The sequence below is a fragment of the Bradyrhizobium sp. WU425 genome, assembly GCF_021052305.1.
In the GTDB taxonomy this organism is placed as follows: Bacteria; Pseudomonadota; Alphaproteobacteria; order Rhizobiales; family Xanthobacteraceae; genus Bradyrhizobium; species Bradyrhizobium canariense_D.
Map to the genome: position 1 here is coordinate 7,013,413 of NZ_CP088089.1, position 19,674 is coordinate 7,033,086.

The following is a 19,674-nucleotide window of genomic DNA, read 5'->3' on the forward strand; positions in this document are numbered from 1 at the left end:
TGAGGGCGACGAAGCCGACCCGCAGTAAGAGGAGGAGCCGCGCGAATGCGGCTCTATTTTTGGTGTCACTTGAGTTACGCCACGGATTTAGCGTCTAAGAATATGCAGCATGTCCAGGCGATCACCGGTCATGCTCATTCGTACCGGCGCGGCCCTGTTTCGGCGGCCTCGTTCGAAGCCACGCAACGTCGGGCCCATTCGATTTGTGCGTCGGTAGCGCGCTGATTACGAGCGTACATCTCGGCCACCGGTGCCGAATATTTCGGGACGTAGTATCTGACCTCGCTGCATGATACCGCGATGTGGGTCTGTAGTGACGCGAAGCGAAGGCTTCGGAGCCCAGGGGCAGCAGCAACGTAACAATGGCCCCCGCGCGTACAACCATTCCCCCGCCGCCTGTCTGCTTCCCACGGAGAGCAGGTCTGAGTCGCGCACACGACGCAAATTAAGAATCGCGCACTGGTCAAAGCGCCGGGAAACTGTTGCTCCAACGCTTCGGTGTTGCAGATAATGGCTGCAGATGCAGGTGTTTTGAAGCGGCCTGGACGCGGCTTCGTATCAATGTCGACGCGGGGACGCGCGATCGTTGCATTGAACGGTAGCTATCACCGCCGAAGAACTCTCCTTCTCCGCGCGGCCTTCGGGATACGCCGACCAAACCTTCTCGCGTTAGCGGCTTGCAGGCGACGCCTAAGCGTCTGCAGTTGCCCGAATAGTGCGATGAGCTCCTCGACCCGTTCACGCAGAATAGCCGAATAGTTGTAAACCTGACCTCGATTACTCATTACTGCCTCGAACAATGACTATTGAAACAATATGCAGGCCGCAACGGGAAGAGTATGCAATCGGAGGTAGGACCATACAAGCTCCAAAAGACGGTAGCGTGAACTTGGAAGGCCCCAGACACCAGAGGGGTTGTCGCTGCGCGTTCCTTTCGCTTTGTGTTTCGGGTCAGCTCCGTTCGAAGGTTCAGTCGATTGACAAGGCTGCGGGGGCGATGCTGCAATACAAGAACGGGCACACGCGCCGGCACCGGTGTGGCGGTTACTTCCCTGCTGATGGGTCTGGTGCTCGCTCAAGAGGCGTGCGAGGCTTGCCCATCCCCGTGGTCCCGGAGGGAGCCTCGCCACCAGCTGTGGTGCTCCCAACCCGCTCAAACGTCGTGACGAATGCCGCGAACGCCGCGACTATCACGGCAATCGCGAACAACAGGATCACAGGGTCGGGATTCCGCTCAGTACTCATGAGCAACTCCACTCAGGCGGGCCGGCAGCTGAGCAGCGCCCCAAATAAGCCGCGCATCGCGGCGTATCAGCTTTCGGTCGAGAGCTTCGGGCCCAGCGCTCTCCAAATTATCACGTGCGCTTACAAACGGCGCAGTTTATTGCAGATTCAAAATATTTGTTGGTCAAACCGGGGCGTTGGTTCAGATGGGTTAGCGCCCCGAACAAGCGGGTGCTCCCGCGAAGCATCATGCCATGTTGGCTGAGTGTCCTGAGCGCCGTCGGGTTGAGGAGCATGGGCAGGTTTGCTGTCGTAACCCGCCAGCGCTGACGGCGCTGCTTCGACGGTTATTGAAGGATTACGTCAAGCTGCGAAATCCGCGCGCGACAATGCCGCATCAAGTGGCATTCGAAACTGATGTGAAGCCTGAAGCGAAAGCAGTTCCGTTTCGATGCTCTGACGGAACCCAATTGGATGCCCTCAAAGGGCAAATTTAGTTATGTCCGATAATCATGATGACTCCACCGCAGTAATAAAAAATAGGATTGGGGAAAACAGAAGCAGGGAGTTTTGCGATGGAAGCTATGCGCCGCTTTCGCGCGATGGCGTTGCTATGCCGACAAGCCGCCGCGCGTGATCCCGAGAGAAGCTGGAAGCTGCTCGCAGAGGCAGAGTACTGGGAGCATCTGGCGGCTACAGCTCTAGCCCACTAAACGCACGAATTAGCGATTGCTCAAATGTCCTGTTTTATCGTGGCTCCTTAATCCAAATTATATTCCGGGGCAGGTAATGACCAATATTCGCGAGGGCTACAGCTGTGCTGTTCTGCACGCACGCCTCCAAACGCTCATCGCCGAGCTTAGAGAGGTGGAGAAGCTTCGAAATAGGCTTCGAATCGTAGGGGCGAGAACAATCGGCAGAAGACGGCGGGCTGGAGCGGGCAGCAGAGCAAGAGCCGTTTGGAGACCATGTTAGATGAACCTGAGCATTGATCCGCATCAGCCTACGGCGTAAAGAATGAGAAATAGCCGGGCACGGGGAGGCCAATCTCTTCCCAAAATCCTGGCCACCTGTTCGCCTCGCCGGTGCAGCGGCAACCGGAGTTTTGTGCACTCCATCCAGTCATAGATAGCCACGAGACGAGCTTGCCATTTGTACGCCGTCTTGGGCTGCAGCGTCACGGCTGTTGCCCCTACAAGTCGAGAGCAATCGTTTGGAAGACATCCTGCTACGGGAGACAGGATATTGGGTTGATACGTAAACTGTTCGTGCCCTTCTCTGATTTCGAATTCGACGATCCCCCTCGGCGGGCAAATATTGGGCGAAGGATCTGGATCGCCGCCTACTCGCAGAACTACTCGATTGGTCTTTGCGGTGCCCGCCCAAGGAATCTGTGTCCCATCATGGCTCATTTGCTCCACAGACACATTTTTCGGCTCGTGCCTTAAGAGGGTAATCCCGAAAAAACATCTTTGCCGTTCAAGCAATTTGGGCGCGTCCGCCGACCGGCGAGGTCGCTCGGCGAGAACCGGCCAGCAGCCAAGTGCGACTAGCGAGAGTAAGATTGCTATGGAAAACGGCTTAACGACAGCACGCCCTCGAAGCATTTTTTGATCCTTCTCGACAAATTGGATCGACAACAACTGAAGCTAGGAAAATCCACGGCCCAAAAGCCACACCTATCCTATAACGATGATCGTGCGACAACCAATGGGTGTTTCTATTGCAGAGCAGCATCTGTTGCAGCGCTTTGAGGTTTCATCAATGTCAGCCGCTGGGGGCCGTGGCGTCAACGCGCTCTGTGAACGCTGACAGCAAACGACCACTATGAGTGCGGCCATCATTGCTGTGACGCTGCCAGGGCAGCGGACAACGGCGGTCGCGTTGTCTTATTGTGCGAAAATTAGATGTGTCCGGGTCCAACCAGCCTCGCCCGAGGAAATATAACAATCGGTAGAAATTTGGAGAGGGGGCGCGACGAGATGTCTACGCTAGGATGTGCTTATGAGCGACGAACCGAAGTTTGACCTGCTGCCCAGACCGCCTTCGTTCGCCGACGAAAAGGTAATCATTGTACAGGCGACTACAGGGCGATACTGTTCGAGTGGTACAAGATCGTGGGCAGTTTGAACGTGGTCGTTGCCCACATACAACGCGAATCGCCCGCTTTCGACCGATCCCTGACAAACAATTCAGTGTACTGGTGGGCCTGCTGAATCGGTGTGCTCGTCTTGCCGGTCGTCAGCACAATCGCGTCCTCGCCAACATGAGACCAGGACAAACGCAGCAAGTCGCCTAGGCGCAAGCCAGTATGCCCGGCCAGATCAACGGCGTGGGCGATTTCGGCAGAGCAGGCCTTCCTGATCCGCGCGACGTCAGAGTCGGTCCAGATGATCTCCGAACGATCGTTGTTGTAGAGGTGCTAATGCCTTCACAGGGATTGCCTGCGATCTTGCCGGATCGTGTCCCGTGGCGTGGTGTAGGTGGCGGCGGGCCACCGCGTTCGCCGGCTGGAGCCGGGCTGGTCAGCTGGCGATAGCCGTGATGCTGACGCTCGGATCATCGCTCAACGGCGCGATGGTTTCCAGTGTCATGTAGCGGGCACGCTGGACGGCCCATTCATCATTCTGTTCGAGCAGGATCGCGCCGATGAGGCGAGTGATGGCGTCCTCGTTGGGGAAGATGCCGATCACCTCGGTCCGCCGTTTGATCTCGCCGTTGAGACGCTCGATCGGGTTGGTCGAGTGCAGCTTGGTCCGATGCTGTGGCGGAAAGGTCATGTAGGCGAGCACATCGGTCTCGGCCTCGTTGAGGAAGCCGGCAAGTTTGGGCAGCTTGGGGCGGAGCTGGTCGGCGACCTTGCGCCACTGGGTTCGCGCGGCCTCGGCGTCGTCCTGAGCAAAGGCGGTGGCGATGAAGGCGGAGACGACGCGCCGCCCGCTCTTGCCAGCATGCGCCAGCGCGTTGCGCATGAAGTGGACGCGGCAACGCTGCCAGCTGGCATTGAGCACCTTGGCGACGGTGGCCTTGATGCCTTCGTGGGCGTCGGACACGACCAGCTTGACGCCGCGCAGGCCGCGGCGGGCGAGCTTGCGCAGGAACGCCGTCCAGAACGTCTCGGCCTCGGAAGGGCCGATGTCCATGCCGAGGACCTCGCGTCGGCCGTCGCTATTGACGCCGACCGCGACAATCACCGCGACTGAGACGATGCGGCCATTCTGGCGCACCTTCACGTAGGTGGCGTCGATCCACAGATACGGCCAGTCGCCCTCGATCGGACGGGCGAGGAAGGCCTTCACCTTGTCATCGATCTCGCCGCACAGCCGGCTGACCTGGCTCTTGGAGATGCCGGTCATGCCCATCGCCTGCACCAGATCGTCCACCGAGCGGGTCGAGACGCCCTGCACATAGGCTTCCTGCACCACGGCAGTGAGCGCCTTCTCGGCCATGCGGCGCGGCTCCAGGAAGCCAGGGAAGTAGGAGCCTTTGCGCAACTTGGGAATCCGCAGCTCAACCGCACCGGCGCGGGTCTCCCAGATCCGGTCCCGGTAGCCGTTGCGCTGGGCCAGACGTTCGGGGCTCTTCTCGCCGTAGGCCGCCCCCGTCTGGCCTCCCACTTCCAGCTCCATCAGGCGCTGGGCGGCAAAGCCAATCATCTCGCGCAAGAGATCGGCATCAGGGGTCTTCTCCACGAGCGTGCGCAGGTTCATCATGTCGTCGGTCATCGGTGGTTCCTCGGTTGCGTTGGCGTATCGCAACCCGATCCTACCGGAGAACTGCCGGTGACCACCGCAAAGCCGCCCGCCCGCTACGGCGCTGTTTGAAGGCGCGCGTCCGGGCGGCTTTGCTCTACCGAGCTACACCACCACCGGGGACACGACCTCTTGCCGAGCTCGATGGCGTGCGCACCCGCGGGCTTCTAGCGCTGCGGCGCCAGCATTCAGGCGGCGTCTGAGTGCTGGCTTACGCATCTGCTCACGCATTTCAGCAAACCATCTGAATGGTCGCATTTTGCACCAGAAGTTCTTGGCCGATAGCTTCGTGCGCAAGCCTGTGATCCCCGACAGTCCAGCCGCCGCCGGCAGGCACCAAATTGAACAGCGTGCCTGAGATTAGATTGAAGGATCTTGCGTCGGCGAAGGTCTTGGAGGTGATCTTTCGGCGATGAGGGAATCGGTCGGTCGACCTCAGCATCTTGACGGCTTCCCCAACCACATCTTCGAATACTAGCGAGATCATACCCGTTCCCTCAATCCGCGGTCGCCTGAACCGCACCCGCGGGCGGGTGTTTCCCGGTGGTAACGGTGATCTTGCCGCCGCGATCAACTTCAACACGCTGGATTCCAGGCAGCGATTAGAACGTCCACGGTCTTCCGAATGTCAGCGGGCTTCACGCTGTGCGGTCCAATAGACATGCGAGACTCCGTGTGTTGCTGATTTGGCGTTAGCCGGGTTTAGGCCCGCAAAGCCACATTCTCAGCCTTTCATTCCGTTGTCCCCAGCTCGCCCACAGGTTCACTCGGAAACAGCCCTGTCGGGAATAGCTGCCACAGTTTGGGCGGACTAGACGGTCGAAAGCCCGCCGGCGCGAACCGGGCATCGATTCATCCAAGCCGGTGGGCGTCAGACGGCAGAGCCGGCTGAGTGGTCACGAAGGCAATCTTGCGCGCTGACGATGACGTTCAAAAGGTCGTTCCTGTCAAAAGCATTGTCCGGCCGTCCGCTGCCGAATACTTTCCGCTGGAGACGTCCTCGACGTAGGTCAGCATCGCGAGCAGTCCGGGCAACGTTGTCGGAACGCTTGTGGCGAGTTCGTGACGGACTTCAGCCTCTCGGTCGCCGAACGTCTCTTCCTTCACCGTATCCGGATCAAGGGTGCCTGGTACCACATCGCGAATTGCAGCCGAGTAGTCTGCACTCGCTTTCTTATGAGACTCGATTTCTGCGAAGGTCGGGTCGGCCTTGACGCAGCTGGCGCCCAAAGCGCCTCCACGCGGGGATACTTTCGCCAGCCTACAAATCATTTCAGCGAGATCGCCGTCGTGCGCCCAATCGAGAGATTGACCATGCGATCTGAAGAATTCCAGCACGCGAGTGAATTCAAGCGTGTCCTCGTCTTCTTCCTTGAAACCGGGCCCCTCCACATGCCGACGGAAATAGTTCAAAGCGCGCGCTGCCCCGTCCTCGTCCATTTGCCAGCCTTCGCAAATATAACGGGTCCGCAGCACGTCGACGATTTGCTCAACCCGGGCCAAAATGCCCTGGTGGTCGACGACAGGCTCATGGGGAGCCAAGTTCATGGCGACGGCTGGCGCGCCCGCCGCTGCCGCAGACGAGACGAACATGTTCATAAGGAGCCTCCGACTCAAAGTTGGTGATCCAGTCCCGATCAACGAATCCGCGGACCCGGCACCCGGTTCGATGCGCTCGCGGGCGGGCAGGGATGCGTCTGGATAGCTGGTCGGAATCAGCGGAGGGGATGACAATCTGGCGGCGCCTGGGGCGCTGTACGGTCGTTTGCTGATCGAAGAGCGATTCTTAATATGGATACATCCAATAAGTCGTATTCGAATCGTCGGGCATCGATCGCAGGGTCGGCGTCCGCTGCGGGGGTTTAAGATGCGTCGAAGACGAGATGATCCGGCCTATGTCATCGAGAACCGCGCGGCTGGTTGAGTACGTACTGTGATTTAGAGCAAACATTTCGCTTCCCACAGCAGAAACATCGACCGTTTCGATACCGGGCACGAGAGTTGGCCCGCTCTTGGTTACGAACCCCATTCGCGACGTGGATTGCGCTTTCTCCATGGAGGCGAGCAACGCGAGATCCGTCGAGGACGCGTATAGCGTCACCGCGCCCGCCGCTGCCTTGATTTGGCTCGCGCGCTGAAGATAAATGTCGCGATCGACGTCCGGGGCCGCAAAAATCAATTCAGTAATCCCGAGCGCCGTCTGGCTCAGCGCGGCTTGCTGCAAGGCGCCCAAAACCACCTCGCTGCCCAGACTATGCGCAATCACGATAATCCGTGACACTTTGCCCGCCGTTTTAATGAGCTGGAGGAGATCGAACAAGCCATCCGGAGCGTACAAAGCACTCTCCCGATCGTAGTCATAGTCCTTCACTCCGCCCTTGGACGGCCAGGAGTACATCATGACACGGCCTTTGTAGTTCGCGTCGAAAGCAATTTGAGCCGCCTTGAAGGCTGCGTCCGAAAAGGCAACGTTGTAGCCGTGCACAAAGAGCATCAGGCTGTCGGCCGGATTTGCGATAGCGGAAGCAAACTCCTCACGAGAAAGACGATCGAGCTTCTGGATTCGGAAGTGCTTTCCATCGGCCTCCGCCTCCTTGCGCATCCCGAACCAGCTTGTCTTCGGCGTTTCGACTTCTCCCATCTTGTGAACGATGGGAATGCTAACCGTCACGCAGCCAAATGTGTTGGTGGCCGCACGACTATAGGAGATCTGGGTCAATTCCAGACCGGACCCACCGGTCACCACGCGATTGGTGGCGAAGTAGACGGGTACCAACCCCTTAATCACAGATCTATTGACCACCACCGCGGCTCCGGTGCTGCGTTTGTCGGGAGGCGCCTCCTCGCTCGCCTCACCGGTTGTCCGTCGCCACGGCCGATAGGCATGATAGTGCCGGACATGGTGGTAGTACCCGGGGCCATAGCGATAGCCGTATTTCTTGAACGCGCTCTCATGTTTCTGGGGCGCCTTCTGTATATGCCGGTTGGCCTGCTGCGAGGCCGGACCCTGGTGGGCGCAACCGGTCGCGAGCGCGCAAAACAAGGCAATGAGCACTGTTCGAAGCTGCTGGAACGCGTGGCCGAGCCGATGCAACCGGTTCGAACCTCGAATTGGCAAGACGAGCATGACCATCGATCAGCTACCTACTTTGCAAGGGTTTGGGAAACGTTGACCGTAGCGCCCAGCCATCCGCGATACCTGTCGACAGCAGGTCCGCTGGTAAGCTTGTAGGTGAAGCGAACCTCCGCCCCGCCGCCGTTGATCGCGCAACCGATATTGCTGGCACCATTGGCGGTCTCAACGTGCCACGTGCACCCTGTGATGCGGTAGCCGGGCTCAGCAGGGAAAGTCTCGGCGTAGTCCGCCGAATGCTCCGCAAATACGACCGGGTGATCGTCCTTGGTTTTGTCCACCGTATACGCCCGCTCGATCAGCTTCGGGTCGACGAGCTGCGACACCGGGACGTTCACGATGAGGCGGCGGTCTTCGGGCAGAAGCGTATGGATCGCTCCGGAGAGGATTTCGGGGATCTTCACGCCGGCATTGGCTTGCGTCTGCACATGGGTGGAATTCAGTTTGGTCCAGTTCTCAAACGAGATCGTTGTCTCGACCCACTTGGTCCAGCAAACAGACGGCTGCGGAATGGCCGCGATCATGCTGTACAGGGGGCTTGCAGTAATCACGGTGGCGGGAATGATGAAGTTGACGCCAAAAACATCCGCCTCGTTCCACTTGACGATGCCGCCAACTGCGATCCCCAGCAGGGCGCCGAACTCGTTGAATGCGGGGCCGCCGCTATTGCCGACGTTCATGACCGTGTTCGTTTGCCAGCGACCGTTCGGGCTAGTCTGGTTGCTTATCAGACCGCTCGATATGCTCAGATCCAGATCGAGCGGATAACCGAGCAGATAAAGCTGAGTCCCCATCGGGGCTTGCTGGTTGTCATCGATCACGGGCATCGGACAACGAGAGGCGCCTCCGCTGTTTCCGGCGGACTGCGACAGCTCGAGAAGAGCCAAGTCTCTGGCATCGTCGCGATGAACCGCAGTGACTTTGATCGGGTTCGCATTGCGCGACCCGAGACGGGCATTGACTTCGAAGCTCTTATAGTTCTCCTCGCGTCCGATCACATGGCTGTTGGTCAGCACGAGGCTGTCGCCGATGAGCAGCCCGGAGCCGCCGCCGACTTCCTGCTTGTCGTTGTACATCACGCCAACGAACTGGACGTGAACCGTCCTGACGTTGTAACGCGCAGCAATTTGCACTGCCGCACGATCCGCCTGCGCGGGAGCGCCCATGAATACCAAAGGGCCGAGTGTCAGGAGGGATAGAATGTCCTGACAGCGGCGATATCGAGAGGGCTGAGCTGTCCGTTTCCGTTCCATGCTGGATTACAATAGTTCATTATGGAATTGGGGTCGTACTTGGTGACTTTATAATCGCCGACCGAGCCAGAAGCTTTCTCGTTGCGGCACTGCTCCGGCGCATCGTCGCGGTTCTGTTCATGGGTGAAACCAAGAGCATGTCCGAACTCGTGGACTGCAACCGCACGAATGCAGAACTCGCGTCTATTTCGACAGCCCTTGCTCCAATGATCGAAACTGAAATTGAGAGTCATGCCCGATGGCTTGCGGTCGAGATACTTGCCGACGACGTCGGTGTGGGCACCCTCATCAGAGACTCGCACGTGCACACCCGGCGCGCCGTCGGTACAGGACGGCCAGGTCTTCGAAAACCGCACGCCACCTTGCGCCGCAGTCTCCCACGTTTCCGCAACCGCTTTTCGAACAAGATCGGCATACTTTTGATCCTTCGGCTGCAGGTTTTCCCAGCAGACCGGTATCTCTTTGATGTCCCATTTCGAGCCGCGAATGACCGTGCCGTACAATTCCATTTCGGAGACTCCCGAAGGAAGCGCAGGTTGAGCGTTCGCCCCCCAGCAGAACAAGAGGACGAGCAACAGAACGAGTCTGGGCGGCCACAGGCGAAACATTTTCCTACTGCGTCGGTGTAGGGGTCGGCGGGAACACAGGCACTGGCGCCACAATGAAACCATTTGTCCGAGGCCCAGCGCCCGTACGGCGCCCGGTGGACCCGGCTGCTCCCGGGAATTCCTGCGACTTTTCTCCTCCCGGCGAGGGTGCCGTGTAAATTGGATTGTCCTTTGATCCAAGCGGCGGCGTTTTGTCCGCATAGCCGGCGGACCCGGATTTGGCTCCGTTAGCAAGGACGGCATTCGGACCGTTGATGTAGATTCCGAGATTACTGAATTGCTGAGCGGAGGCCGACGCCTGGACTGCAGCAGGCGTCCAGCGCGACGAGGTGAGAGAGTATTTTGCCTCGACGCCGCCAGTAACCTGGACTGAAAACGTGTACGTCATTTGCGCCGGCTCCGCGCTCTCCGAAGGCATGGCCGGCGTGAGATTGTTGGCGGCTATGAGGATCGCGTTGTCCCGTAACCAAGCTGCGAGCGGCTTGGATGCATCGACAATGATGCGCTTGTAGGCGGCGCGGTCCGGATACTTATGCTCGGCGAGGCCCTCGAGTTCGATCAGGTCCGCAGGCGCTCCTCGATAGCAGCCACGCTCATACCTTGCTGGATCCGCCGGCGCCGGCGCCGTATCGGACGCTAGCTGGGCGTTCTGCTTCATCAGAAATGACCAGATCAGGTCATAGGTATCCTGGGCTGAAGCAGTGGGGCCCACATGGGTCACGTCATTACTGCTCACGCTCAGAATCCTTTTGTAGTCGAATGCTGTACCGGATCCGAGCCCGCCGGTATCGGTCACCTTCAACTCCAGAAAGAATGTGCCGTACAGGAAGGGGTCGATGTCGAAATGAGCGTACCTATCGAACGCCTCTTCAGGCCGCCTCTTGTAGATCTTCAGGTATTCCTTTCGCCTCTCGCGTTCGAGCTGGTAGAAAGTCACGACCTCACACCTGATCGACTTGAGAAAGTACGGCAGCTCACCCACCGTGATCACACCTGTCTGCGGGTCATGAATATGATACAGGCTGGTGCACCCGCCCACGGCAAGGCAGATGCCAATGCCAGCCGCGGCTCGGCTGAATATCCCCATATGAACGCCCCCGTCCGCGTGCCTGAGCACCCGCGGATCTCCCGTGCACATTGAAAAACAGTCCGCATGGGTTCGTCAATAGCATCGTGACAACAATGCAGCTTTTCGTTGTCCCCACTCGGTTTTGCGCAGATTTTCACTGCGGTCGTACACTTCTGCGAAAGCGAGTCACTTGTGGCGGCTCGGCACCGGCCGACAAGTGTGAGCAACTGGTCGGGCCGATTGCAAAATCGTCGGCGCACGCCTATCGATGGAATATATTGGTGGTGGTGATTGGGACGAAAATTTTGCCTGGGCGCGTGGACAGCCGAGCCGAAACGTCAGTTTTTGATGCCTGGAAGAAGGAGGCGCGGGAGCTTGCCGCGCGGCAGGAGCTAGTCACGAAGGCCAGTCGGGATGATCTCAGGAAAGCTCTGATCGAGCTCGATACGCTGTTTCGGAATGCTCCGGGAAGCGTGCACAAGGCCTACCGAAATCTTACAGAAAAGCGAATCGAGGACGCACGAGAGAGCTTCACCGGCGCAATAGGAGATGGGCATCTCTCTTGGTCGCTGTCCGATGAGACGCCTGAACTCGCGGCCGTAAGAATGGGCGGCCTGATACGGGAACTCGATCGTGCGCTTGCTGATCGGCGGACTCATTGGCCGATCGCGCCGAGTGAGTGGCACGTCGAGCAGCTTAGATGTTGGTTCATTCCGCGGCAGGGCGTGAGCGCATTGCGTCCGGCTCGAAGGCTGCAGGCCTACTCAAAACGAGGCCTGCTCTTTCATCGGATCTTGCCCTCAGTGATACAGGGCTATCCTGTCCAGGTCGTGGATACTCGCACATTGCATAGTACCGCACCGGATGTGAGCGAATGGAAGATGGGCGCTTGCCTGTTCAAGCCACTAGAGCTCGAGCCAGAGTTCTGTTCAACAGAGGGCGATAAGCGCTTCATCATCTCGGGCATTGAGGTGCCGTTAGCTGAGGACACGATTTCTCAGCAGATCAGTCAGGCTCTGAAGGAGAACTGCATCGCGATTGTGTGGCCCGAGTTAACCGTCTCGCCGGAATTGCGCGAGAAGATCCTCAAGCTCGTTCGAGATCGCGACATTACGGACGAGCTGGAAGCTCCCGAAATTCTGATTCCAGGGACCTGGCACGAGACAACCGACCGTGGGATCGTCAACCGAGCCCGGATCTACAACGGCTATGGAGAGGAGCGCCTGATCTACGACAAGATCGCCCCGTACGCGGACGATGGTTGGGGAACGGAAAACATCGCTGCGGGTGACCGCGTATGTGTCCTGGCAACCGAAGGCGCTTTGATTGGGATCGCCATTTGCCTGGATTTCTGTGACGTCTGCGAGACACCCTTCAGCGAACTCGATGTGGACGTGATGCTTGTCCCCTCGATGGGAAACGACCGCACGATGCACGGCCACCAGATCACTGCGGCTCAGGTTGAGGTGCGGTTCGGCACCCGTAGCTTCGTGGTGCAGCATCCGACCCAAACAGCGCTCAAAGATCACAGAATAGGTAGCGTCCTACCGCTTCTGAAGGAACCCAGCGCGGTTTCTCTCGAGGAACTCGGTCAAAAAAGCGTTTGGGCTGCCTACAAATGGGGCCCTTGACACCTAGATTCGGGGACTAAAATCAGAGTAAATCGTTGTAAAACGTTCTTAATGGTTGTGGTGTAGGGCTAGCCCATGTCGGACGTAGCATTGGAAAAGATAGAGACGGGCGAAGCGACGGCGAGCGAGGCACGGCGTGTCATTTCGGACCTCCTCAAAGAGGGCTCCGAAAGAAGCTTGGAGCGCCTCTATGCAACACTCGGGGCGTGGGTTTGGAACGCCCTTGAAAGCCGTCGGCGTGACCCTGAGCTGCGGGAATGGTTCGATATCTTGCGTCGGATGAGCGCAACACTCGGACCAAGGAATGCTGCCTATGCGGAGCGCTTCAGAGCATTCTACGACCTTCTGCAGATGTCGATCAATACCTCGAAGCTCGCGCGTCCGGACGAGGTCATGCATCGTCAGCACGTCGTCGCAATACTTGCGTTACTCCGCGACACACCGTCGGGCCAGATGGAAAAGGCAGCGATCGCAAAGAGGTTGTCTCTGAGAGATGCAAATCTCAGCCGTATCCTCCGCCTCATGACGAATGCGCGTTTCGTGGAGCGAACAACACAGGGCAAATTCGCTCATTTCGCGCTGACGCGTGACGGCTTGCTTGCGCTAGAAAAGCGCGAAGCGAAGGAGCGTGGCGGGTCAACCCATCTCGTTCGAGACAAATTTCCGGTAGCCGCCCACCCGCTCCACCTAGCAGCAGATGCAGACACGGTTGTTCGCACCTTTATTGATTTGGCAATGCAGGGCTCATCGCACGCCACAGCTGGGACGCTGAACGCGAGCGCTGTCGGCGTCCGGCGAGCGATGGAGGACTATCTGCTCCATTTCCATGGGCCGGCACCCGCCGCGCCCGGATATATGAAGGCGAGGACGAAAAGCTCCTATCAAGCTCTTACCGTCGCTGTCGTACAGGCAAAAAAGGCCGAAGCGCACGGCTCCTACACGATAGAACCCATGACGAGTGCCAAAGCCGTCTCATTCCCCGTGGGGATCCTGCATCTGCAGGGAGAGGACACCGAACATGTCGAATGAAGATCTTAGTGCTTCGAAGCCGGGTGAGGTGCAAAGCGATCCCGACGCTGTCATGTTGTATGGAAGCGCCCTGGTCGACCGGCTTACATATATCTCGGCGACATTCAGCTCGCTGGTCATGAGTATGGGCAGAGCTGCGCGTGACAATCGCGATGTCCTAGTCCCGCTCGTCGAGGTGAGGTTCGAGGGGCCGACCGGCCAGGACGACACTGTATCCAACACCTTTTTTTCGGGGCTAGTGCCGCTCGAAAATATAGCTTTCGTTCTCGAGGATATGTCTAGCGATCTCACGACTGTTTGCCATCACTTAAGCGCGGTGGGTGCCGGCCCGGTGAAACCTGACTTCAAGCGACTGGGCGAGACGAAGAGGCTTTTAAGCGAAGCCAAGGATAACCTCGAAAAGTGTCTGGCCTATTTGGAAAGAATCGGCTGACGCTCGCGAAAGCGAGGGCTCGAGGTGGTCGGCTGCCAGCCAGGCACCAGGCAAAACCACCTACTTCTTCGAATGGCAACGAGAGTGGTGGCACGTCGGCGACCTAGACTTTATACAAGAGGACGCCGCTTTCCTGATCATACCTGAGGAGTCTCATGGTGCGGCTCGGATCTTCTTTGATGACGCCGAGAGGGAATATATCGGACCCAACTACAAGTGCCCGTTCATCGATCCGTATTGGGATCTTCAAAAATTGAAAACTACACTCAAGGCGCCATAGCAAACTATAAGGAGAACACTTCTTCAACGTCCAAGAGCCTGTAAATCCCCGTTCGCCCTTGGGGAACCAAGTCGATCGTGTTGTTCAACTTGGCGCGAAGCCTTGGCACGAAGACGTCCAGTCGAACGTGCTTATCACCTTTCTCTCTACGCAGCACCTCGATGTTGAAGACTTCGCTATCGATAGCATGACCCTGCACCGCACAGAGATGGCGCAGGAAAATGTGTTCGGTTATCGAAAGCCGCTTGGAGATCCCCAAACGATCGGTAATCTGACGATCACCAATCGTGAACATCCAATTCCCGATCCGAAACCTCCGGCCGGAATGCGATTGCTTGGAACGCCTCTCGGTATGCGTTCTTCGCCAGACCGACATTGCCCGGGGTGCGATTGCCATGAAGCCGTAGGATTTTTCGACGTAATCATCTGCTCCATACTCGATGAGAGGTGGCGCCTCCTCGTCAATCGGCAGATTAGAACATACGATGATGCCAGCATTCGTATTGTTGATTACAGCTTTCACGAAAGCTTTGCCCGTTTCCTTGTCGGTCGGCTTTCCCCAGTATTCCGAGATATCAAGGTCAAGGAAATACAAGTCGATATCATCTTTCTCGAGATATTGGCGAGCGCTTGCTACGTCGTTGACCCACTCTATCTTGCAATCAAGCTGCCCAATTTTCGTCAGGGGATTTTTTAACGCCGTTCCAATGCGATCTGCATCAGCCTTATCGTCATCGACGATTAGGATGCGGGGGGCACGCATCACATCGGCCGGACCGGAAGGACTCTTGTCTGCGAGATCGGTAGGCTTTTTGGTCGAAGCCATCACTCGGTCAGCCGCCCCTGCATCAGCATCGACAACAGAAAGCACGGCATGATCGCGATCTCCGGCTTGTGCCCAGCGTGAAGCAAAACCGTGGAGAGCGTGATTACCGTCAAGAAGGCGATCAACATCTTCCAAGATGGCTCGTCCGCAGTCATAGCGACCTCCACAATTAGGGCACATGGCCCCCATACCCTACATAACGCACAATTTCCTACCTGAGATTGGTAAACGAAACACTAAGCTGCCAGGGCATCGAGGACATGACCAAGCGGCAAGCGTGCGGCTATCGAAGTCGGTTGAGGACGTCGTTGTACGCGACACCGAGCGAGAAGCGCATCAAGGTCGGCAGGACGCTCGGAGTCGAAGCGAAATTGCGCGTGCCACTCGAGTTTTGTCCGATGAACACCGCAATGGGGTTGTCGGTGAACTGCCCCCCGTGAAAGACGATGAGCGAACCGCGCCCGAGCCAACCGTGAAACTGCCCATCGCGATATCGTAGATATAGGTGAAGTCGCCCGTGCCCTACTAGCGCCGCCGACTTGCCAGCGGTTTAGAAAAAGTCAAAAGCCAGTAGGGCGGAACATTCGTACGCAAGGCCAGCGCGGCCCCACTCCTGTTCTGGACCATCATCGAGAAGACGCCTCGCAAGTCCGGCCGTAGCGCTGGCGCCCGGATATTTAGTCGTCCGTTAAGAAGCCGAATTGAGCGGGAGCGGACAGGCAAGCGTATGCGATAGCTGGATCAGGAAGAGGCACAAGAGTTCTCTGAGCCAGGCGAGGATACGGCGGAAGTTGTGGCCGACTGCTGAGAGCACGACGTTGGCGGCGTCGCCGGCGCGGCCTTTGAGATAGCAGCGGCCAAGGTGACCTTCGGCCTTCAGATGTCCGATGATGGGCTCGATGGCGGAGCGGCGCCGGAGCTCGCGCTTGATGGCGCCGAACACGCCGCGCTTCTGGCCCGAAATGAAGACGCGACGGGGATTTTGCGTGTCGTGGCCGCGATATCCCTTGTCGACATAGGCCCGCTCGATCGGACAGCCAGTGAGCGCCTCGGTGCGGTCGATGACGTCCCGCAGGGTATGACCGTCGTAGGGATTATCGGGCAGCGACCTGGCGTGCAGTACGAACAGGCCACCGGGCGCCCGGCGGTTGTTGGTGACGATGGAGGCCTTCACGCCGAACTCGTAAGGCGCGGCGGCCTTGCCTTTGCCGATGCATTCCACCTCCGGGGCATGGAAGGAATAAAGCTTCCAGCCGCGCTGGCGCTGCTGCTGCGAGCGGATTTGCACGGCCCGGCCAAGCGGGAGGGCGAATGCCTCCTCCAATGCCGGCTGGCCCTCGATCTTGCGGCGGATGTCGCGGATGATGCGGCCGAGCCGGCTGCGCAGAATGCGCAACTGCCGCTGATGCCGGCTGAACTGTTTGGCATGGGCGTAGCGGCCCGCCATCATCGCGGCGGCCTTGGCCACACGAGAATAGGATTGCCGCAGCCTGACGGCGTGCCTTCTCGCCAGGCGGTTGAGCCCCTTGATAGCCGCATGGAGCAGCTTGGCATCGGTCGGAAAGGTGATGGCCTTCGGCTGCACCGTGGTGTCGACGGTGACGCGCTTGAGGTCCTGGCCGCGTAACGCGCCGGCCTCGTGCGCCACCCGCAGGCTCTCCGCCAGCAGCAGCTCCAACTTGTCGCCGAGCCGCTTGCGCCAATGGCTCAGGTCCGAGCGCTCGTGCGGGAAGGCATGCTGAAAGAACTCTTGCCCGGTGAAGAACTGGAAATACGGGTCGTGAACCCAGCGCTCGCAAACGCCCTCATCGGACAGCCCGTAAGTGTGCTTGAGCAACAGCAGCCCGATCATGAACCGGGTCTCGATCCCGGGCCGGCCATTCTCGCTGTAGAGCGGCGCGACCTCGCCGTCGATCCAGTCCCAATCGATCTTGCCGGCGAGCTGAACCAGCTCGTGCTTCATGTTGATGATCTGGTCCAGCCGCGCCCGGAACAGATCGTTCGATCCCGTCGTCCTGTGCTTCTTCGGTCGCATCGGCCCCTCCGATGCACCACAGAATCATGGTCCGCAGCGAAAGGGAATCCACAAACGACAATTGCAAGATTTGGGGGCCTCAAGCCCCCAATCCCTGCAATCTCAAATGCCGCCGCAACCGGAAAACTGACTCCTGCTCAATCGCTTAGAGCCTTGTTCACGGACGACTATTTATCCAGCCGCCTCCCGAGCATGGGAGAGCATGACGACGCCGCTCCCTTGTATAGCGTTTCCAACTATTGAAATTCACGACTTGCTGCATGAAGTCGTGTAAAGAATTCGCACGCTTGACTGCGGCAAAGTGCACTCCCAGTCGGCACTTCGCGCGGCCGGTCCCGATGCACGTCGATGATGATGACATGGCCCTCGGGGCGGCGGCAACGGCCTCACATTTCATAGGAAGGCGGCCATTCAACTCATTTCGAGAGAGCTTGAATCGTACATAGCGTCATATTGTACGCTTTCGATCGCAGTTGCGCCTCCGTTGTGCCATTGCGAAGACAGTTATCGCGGATGTGTCGGCTTATGGACAATACCGCCAATGGCATGAGTGATGCTTGTTGGAACAAGCGAGAGGTTAGATCGACGCCGTCGATGCATGTGCACTCGGCAGCCACCGGATCCTGCTGGACTGGGGGCGCTAGGGTGAGTGAGCCGTCGGCGCTGTCTTCATCTATCGCGGCCGCGGCTTGCGACCGTGAAGTGTCGCGGTGATGGGCGACGAACCGAGGATGATGCATGAGCGAACCGACATGAGGGATGCAACGCGAGGGTGCCCCCTCAAGATCTCTTTGTTCCCAATGGCGGAGCGCGGACGTGGATAATATACAATCGATGACTGCACAGGAGCTGCGCTCTGCAATTAGTGGCGGCAGGGTCTTGGAGGTAACCACGACAACGGGCTGTGTCGTCGGATGTTCTTATTGCCCGCAGGACAAGTTCGCCGAACGGCAAAGAGCTATATCCGACGTGAAGCATCTTTCTTTGCAGGATTTCAAGCGATGCCTGGCGCGCGTACCAGCAACTGTGGACATCAGCTTTTCCGGGTATTCGGAGCCTTGGCTCAATCCGGCTTGCACCGAAATGGTTGAGCATGCCTACGCGTGTGGCCATGGAATCCGGATTTTCACAACCCTCGTAGGAATGAATGGGCGGGATCTAAGACGCTTGCGTGCGTTGCAGTTCCGCGGTTTCCTGGTGCACGTTTTTGACGACGGCACGCATATGGACAGTGGTCTCGTCAGACGCAACTATGTCGATTTGATGCGCCAACTTGTTGATGCCGGCATTTCGTCACTGCTCTTCATAGTCATGGGCGAGGTGCATCCTGAACTACTCGACATAATACCTGACGAAGCGCTCGTTCGCTCGCGTCCCCCGCGCAGCAGGCCTGGGAGCGGCGAGCTTAGGATGGTTGAAGCACGACAGCCAATCCTTGGAGCGTTGAGATGTCCAGACGAACGGCAATATCGGAATGTTCTTCTGCCAAACGGCGACGTTACCTTCTGCTGCATGGATTTTGAGCGACGCCACGTTCTGGGCAACCTTCTCCGCGACAGACACAAGGATCTCTTCGAAGGGGCGGCTTTTTGCAGGATTACCAGTCGCATGAACGGCGCGGACGGTTTTCTACTTTGTCGATCGTGTGAATTCGCCGAGCCACTGAGGTCGGAATGCTCATCCTTGAGAGCAGTTGACCCTGACTGATCGAAACGAATCGGGAGCCCAGGCGAGGACGGCCTTGCCGCTCATCATCACATCAGCCGCGGGGACGACCCCGCCATGAACGGAGGGTTGCCATGGCCTGGAGCATTTTGTTGGTCGCGGGTCTCCTGGAAGTCGCCTGGGCAATCGGACTCAAATACACTCAGGGCTTTACCAAGCTTGTTCCGTCCGTGCTCACGCTCGCGGCCATGGCTGGCAGCGTGATCCTGCTCGGCCTTGCTCTGAAGACGCTGCCCATTGGAACTGCCTATGCGGTCTGGACCGGCATCGGTGCGGTCGGCACCGCGGCGCTCGGCATCATCCTGTTCGGGGAGCCGGCCGCCGCGTTTCGCTTTGCCAGCATCGGACTGATCGTGGCCGGCATTGTCGGGCTGAAGCTCGTGTCCTGACGAAAACATCGAAGCATTGACCAACAGCAGGTCAGCGCCGCAACGATCGCAGAGACTGGCCGCCGTGTTTGTCGACCTGGGCGCGTTCCAGCGCACCGCCGAGGGGCGCGGCGCCGAGAAGGGAGCAGTGATGATGGCCGAAGAAAGTCGCCGTGAACCGGATGCCGATGCAGGCCCTCTGGGCCGAGACCTGTTGACCGCGAGCCTCAGTGTCGCAACGCGAACGCCCATGGTGAGGACGATACGCCCGTCGACAATCGGCGTGCCCACGGCCATGGCGTCTGGCA

14 protein-coding genes and 1 pseudogene are annotated in these 19,674 nt (G+C 58.5%); 5 read left to right on the top strand and 10 right to left on the bottom strand.

All coding sequences use genetic code 11. The features are described from left to right. Positions 1–3,451 precede the first annotated feature (3,451 nt). From BcanWU425_RS33570 to BcanWU425_RS33605, 8 genes and pseudogenes are all read right to left on the bottom strand, one after another. Positions 3,452–3,681 (bottom strand): annotated as a pseudogene (locus tag BcanWU425_RS33570) (tyrosine-type recombinase/integrase); the annotation flags it as partial. Positions 3,682–3,749: 68 nt separating this feature from the next. Then, positions 3,750–4,949 (bottom strand): IS256 family transposase, encoded by a 1,200-nt coding sequence (locus BcanWU425_RS33575; RefSeq protein ID WP_204513443.1) that lies wholly within the window; start codon positions 4,947–4,949, stop codon positions 3,750–3,752. 259 nt (positions 4,950–5,208) lie between these two features. Then, on the bottom strand, positions 5,209–5,559 hold the full coding sequence (locus BcanWU425_RS33580) for a hypothetical protein (RefSeq protein ID WP_204513368.1): 351 nt from the start codon (positions 5,557–5,559) through the stop codon (positions 5,209–5,211). A gap of 347 nt (positions 5,560–5,906) precedes the next feature. Then, a complete protein-coding gene (locus tag BcanWU425_RS33585; RefSeq protein WP_231189431.1) occupies positions 5,907–6,575 on the bottom strand; it encodes a hypothetical protein in 669 nt (222 codons plus the stop codon). Between the two features lie 187 nt (positions 6,576–6,762). Then, positions 6,763–8,109 (bottom strand): alpha/beta hydrolase, encoded by a 1,347-nt coding sequence (locus BcanWU425_RS33590; protein WP_231189434.1) that lies wholly within the window; start codon positions 8,107–8,109, stop codon positions 6,763–6,765. A gap of 11 nt (positions 8,110–8,120) precedes the next feature. After that, the gene (locus BcanWU425_RS33595) at positions 8,121–9,275 is read right to left on the bottom strand and encodes a S1 family peptidase (protein WP_231189437.1); all 1,155 of its coding nucleotides are present in this window, start codon (positions 9,273–9,275) and stop codon (positions 8,121–8,123) included. A 20-nt stretch (positions 9,276–9,295) separates the two neighbouring features. Further along, positions 9,296–9,871 (bottom strand): M12 family metallopeptidase, encoded by a 576-nt coding sequence (locus BcanWU425_RS33600; protein ID WP_231189440.1) that lies wholly within the window; start codon positions 9,869–9,871, stop codon positions 9,296–9,298. A gap of 103 nt (positions 9,872–9,974) precedes the next feature. Further along, positions 9,975–11,057, bottom strand: a complete 1,083-nt coding sequence (locus BcanWU425_RS33605) for a hypothetical protein (protein ID WP_204513360.1) — start codon at positions 11,055–11,057, stop codon at positions 9,975–9,977. Between the two features lie 260 nt (positions 11,058–11,317). Between BcanWU425_RS33605 and BcanWU425_RS33610 the strand changes: the two genes are divergently transcribed. The 3 genes from BcanWU425_RS33610 to BcanWU425_RS33620 all read left to right on the top strand — a co-directional run bounded on the left by BcanWU425_RS33610 (position 11,318) and on the right by BcanWU425_RS33620 (position 14,132). Next, positions 11,318–12,670 (top strand): hypothetical protein, encoded by a 1,353-nt coding sequence (locus BcanWU425_RS33610; RefSeq protein ID WP_231189443.1) that lies wholly within the window; start codon positions 11,318–11,320, stop codon positions 12,668–12,670. A 75-nt stretch (positions 12,671–12,745) separates the two neighbouring features. Continuing rightward, the gene (locus BcanWU425_RS33615; protein ID WP_204513358.1) at positions 12,746–13,699 is read left to right on the top strand and encodes a winged helix DNA-binding protein; all 954 of its coding nucleotides are present in this window, start codon (positions 12,746–12,748) and stop codon (positions 13,697–13,699) included. Then, positions 13,689–14,132, top strand: a complete 444-nt coding sequence (locus tag BcanWU425_RS33620; protein ID WP_231189445.1) for a hypothetical protein — start codon at positions 13,689–13,691, stop codon at positions 14,130–14,132. The genes BcanWU425_RS33615 and BcanWU425_RS33620 overlap by 11 nt, the downstream gene beginning before the upstream one ends. 284 nt (positions 14,133–14,416) lie before the next feature. Here BcanWU425_RS33620 and BcanWU425_RS33625 read toward each other — a convergent pair whose 3' ends face one another. After that, a complete protein-coding gene (locus BcanWU425_RS33625; RefSeq protein ID WP_204513356.1) occupies positions 14,417–15,373 on the bottom strand; it encodes a response regulator in 957 nt (318 codons plus the stop codon). A gap of 553 nt (positions 15,374–15,926) precedes the next feature. Continuing rightward, positions 15,927–17,273: an IS5 family transposase gene (locus BcanWU425_RS33630; protein WP_007605691.1), complete on the bottom strand. Its 1,347-nt coding sequence runs from the start codon at positions 17,271–17,273 to the stop codon at positions 15,927–15,929. A gap of 834 nt (positions 17,274–18,107) precedes the next feature. On the opposite strand from BcanWU425_RS33630, the gene BcanWU425_RS33635 reads away from it, so the two are divergent. Together BcanWU425_RS33635 and sugE are read left to right on the top strand one after the other, a co-directional pair. Further along, the gene (locus BcanWU425_RS33635; RefSeq protein WP_210350941.1) at positions 18,108–18,980 is read left to right on the top strand and encodes a radical SAM/SPASM domain-containing protein; all 873 of its coding nucleotides are present in this window, start codon (positions 18,108–18,110) and stop codon (positions 18,978–18,980) included. 92 nt (positions 18,981–19,072) lie between these two features. Next, a complete protein-coding gene (gene sugE / locus BcanWU425_RS33640) occupies positions 19,073–19,387 on the top strand; it encodes a quaternary ammonium compound efflux SMR transporter SugE (RefSeq protein WP_204513354.1) in 315 nt (104 codons plus the stop codon). The last annotated feature ends 287 nt before the right edge of the window (positions 19,388–19,674 follow it).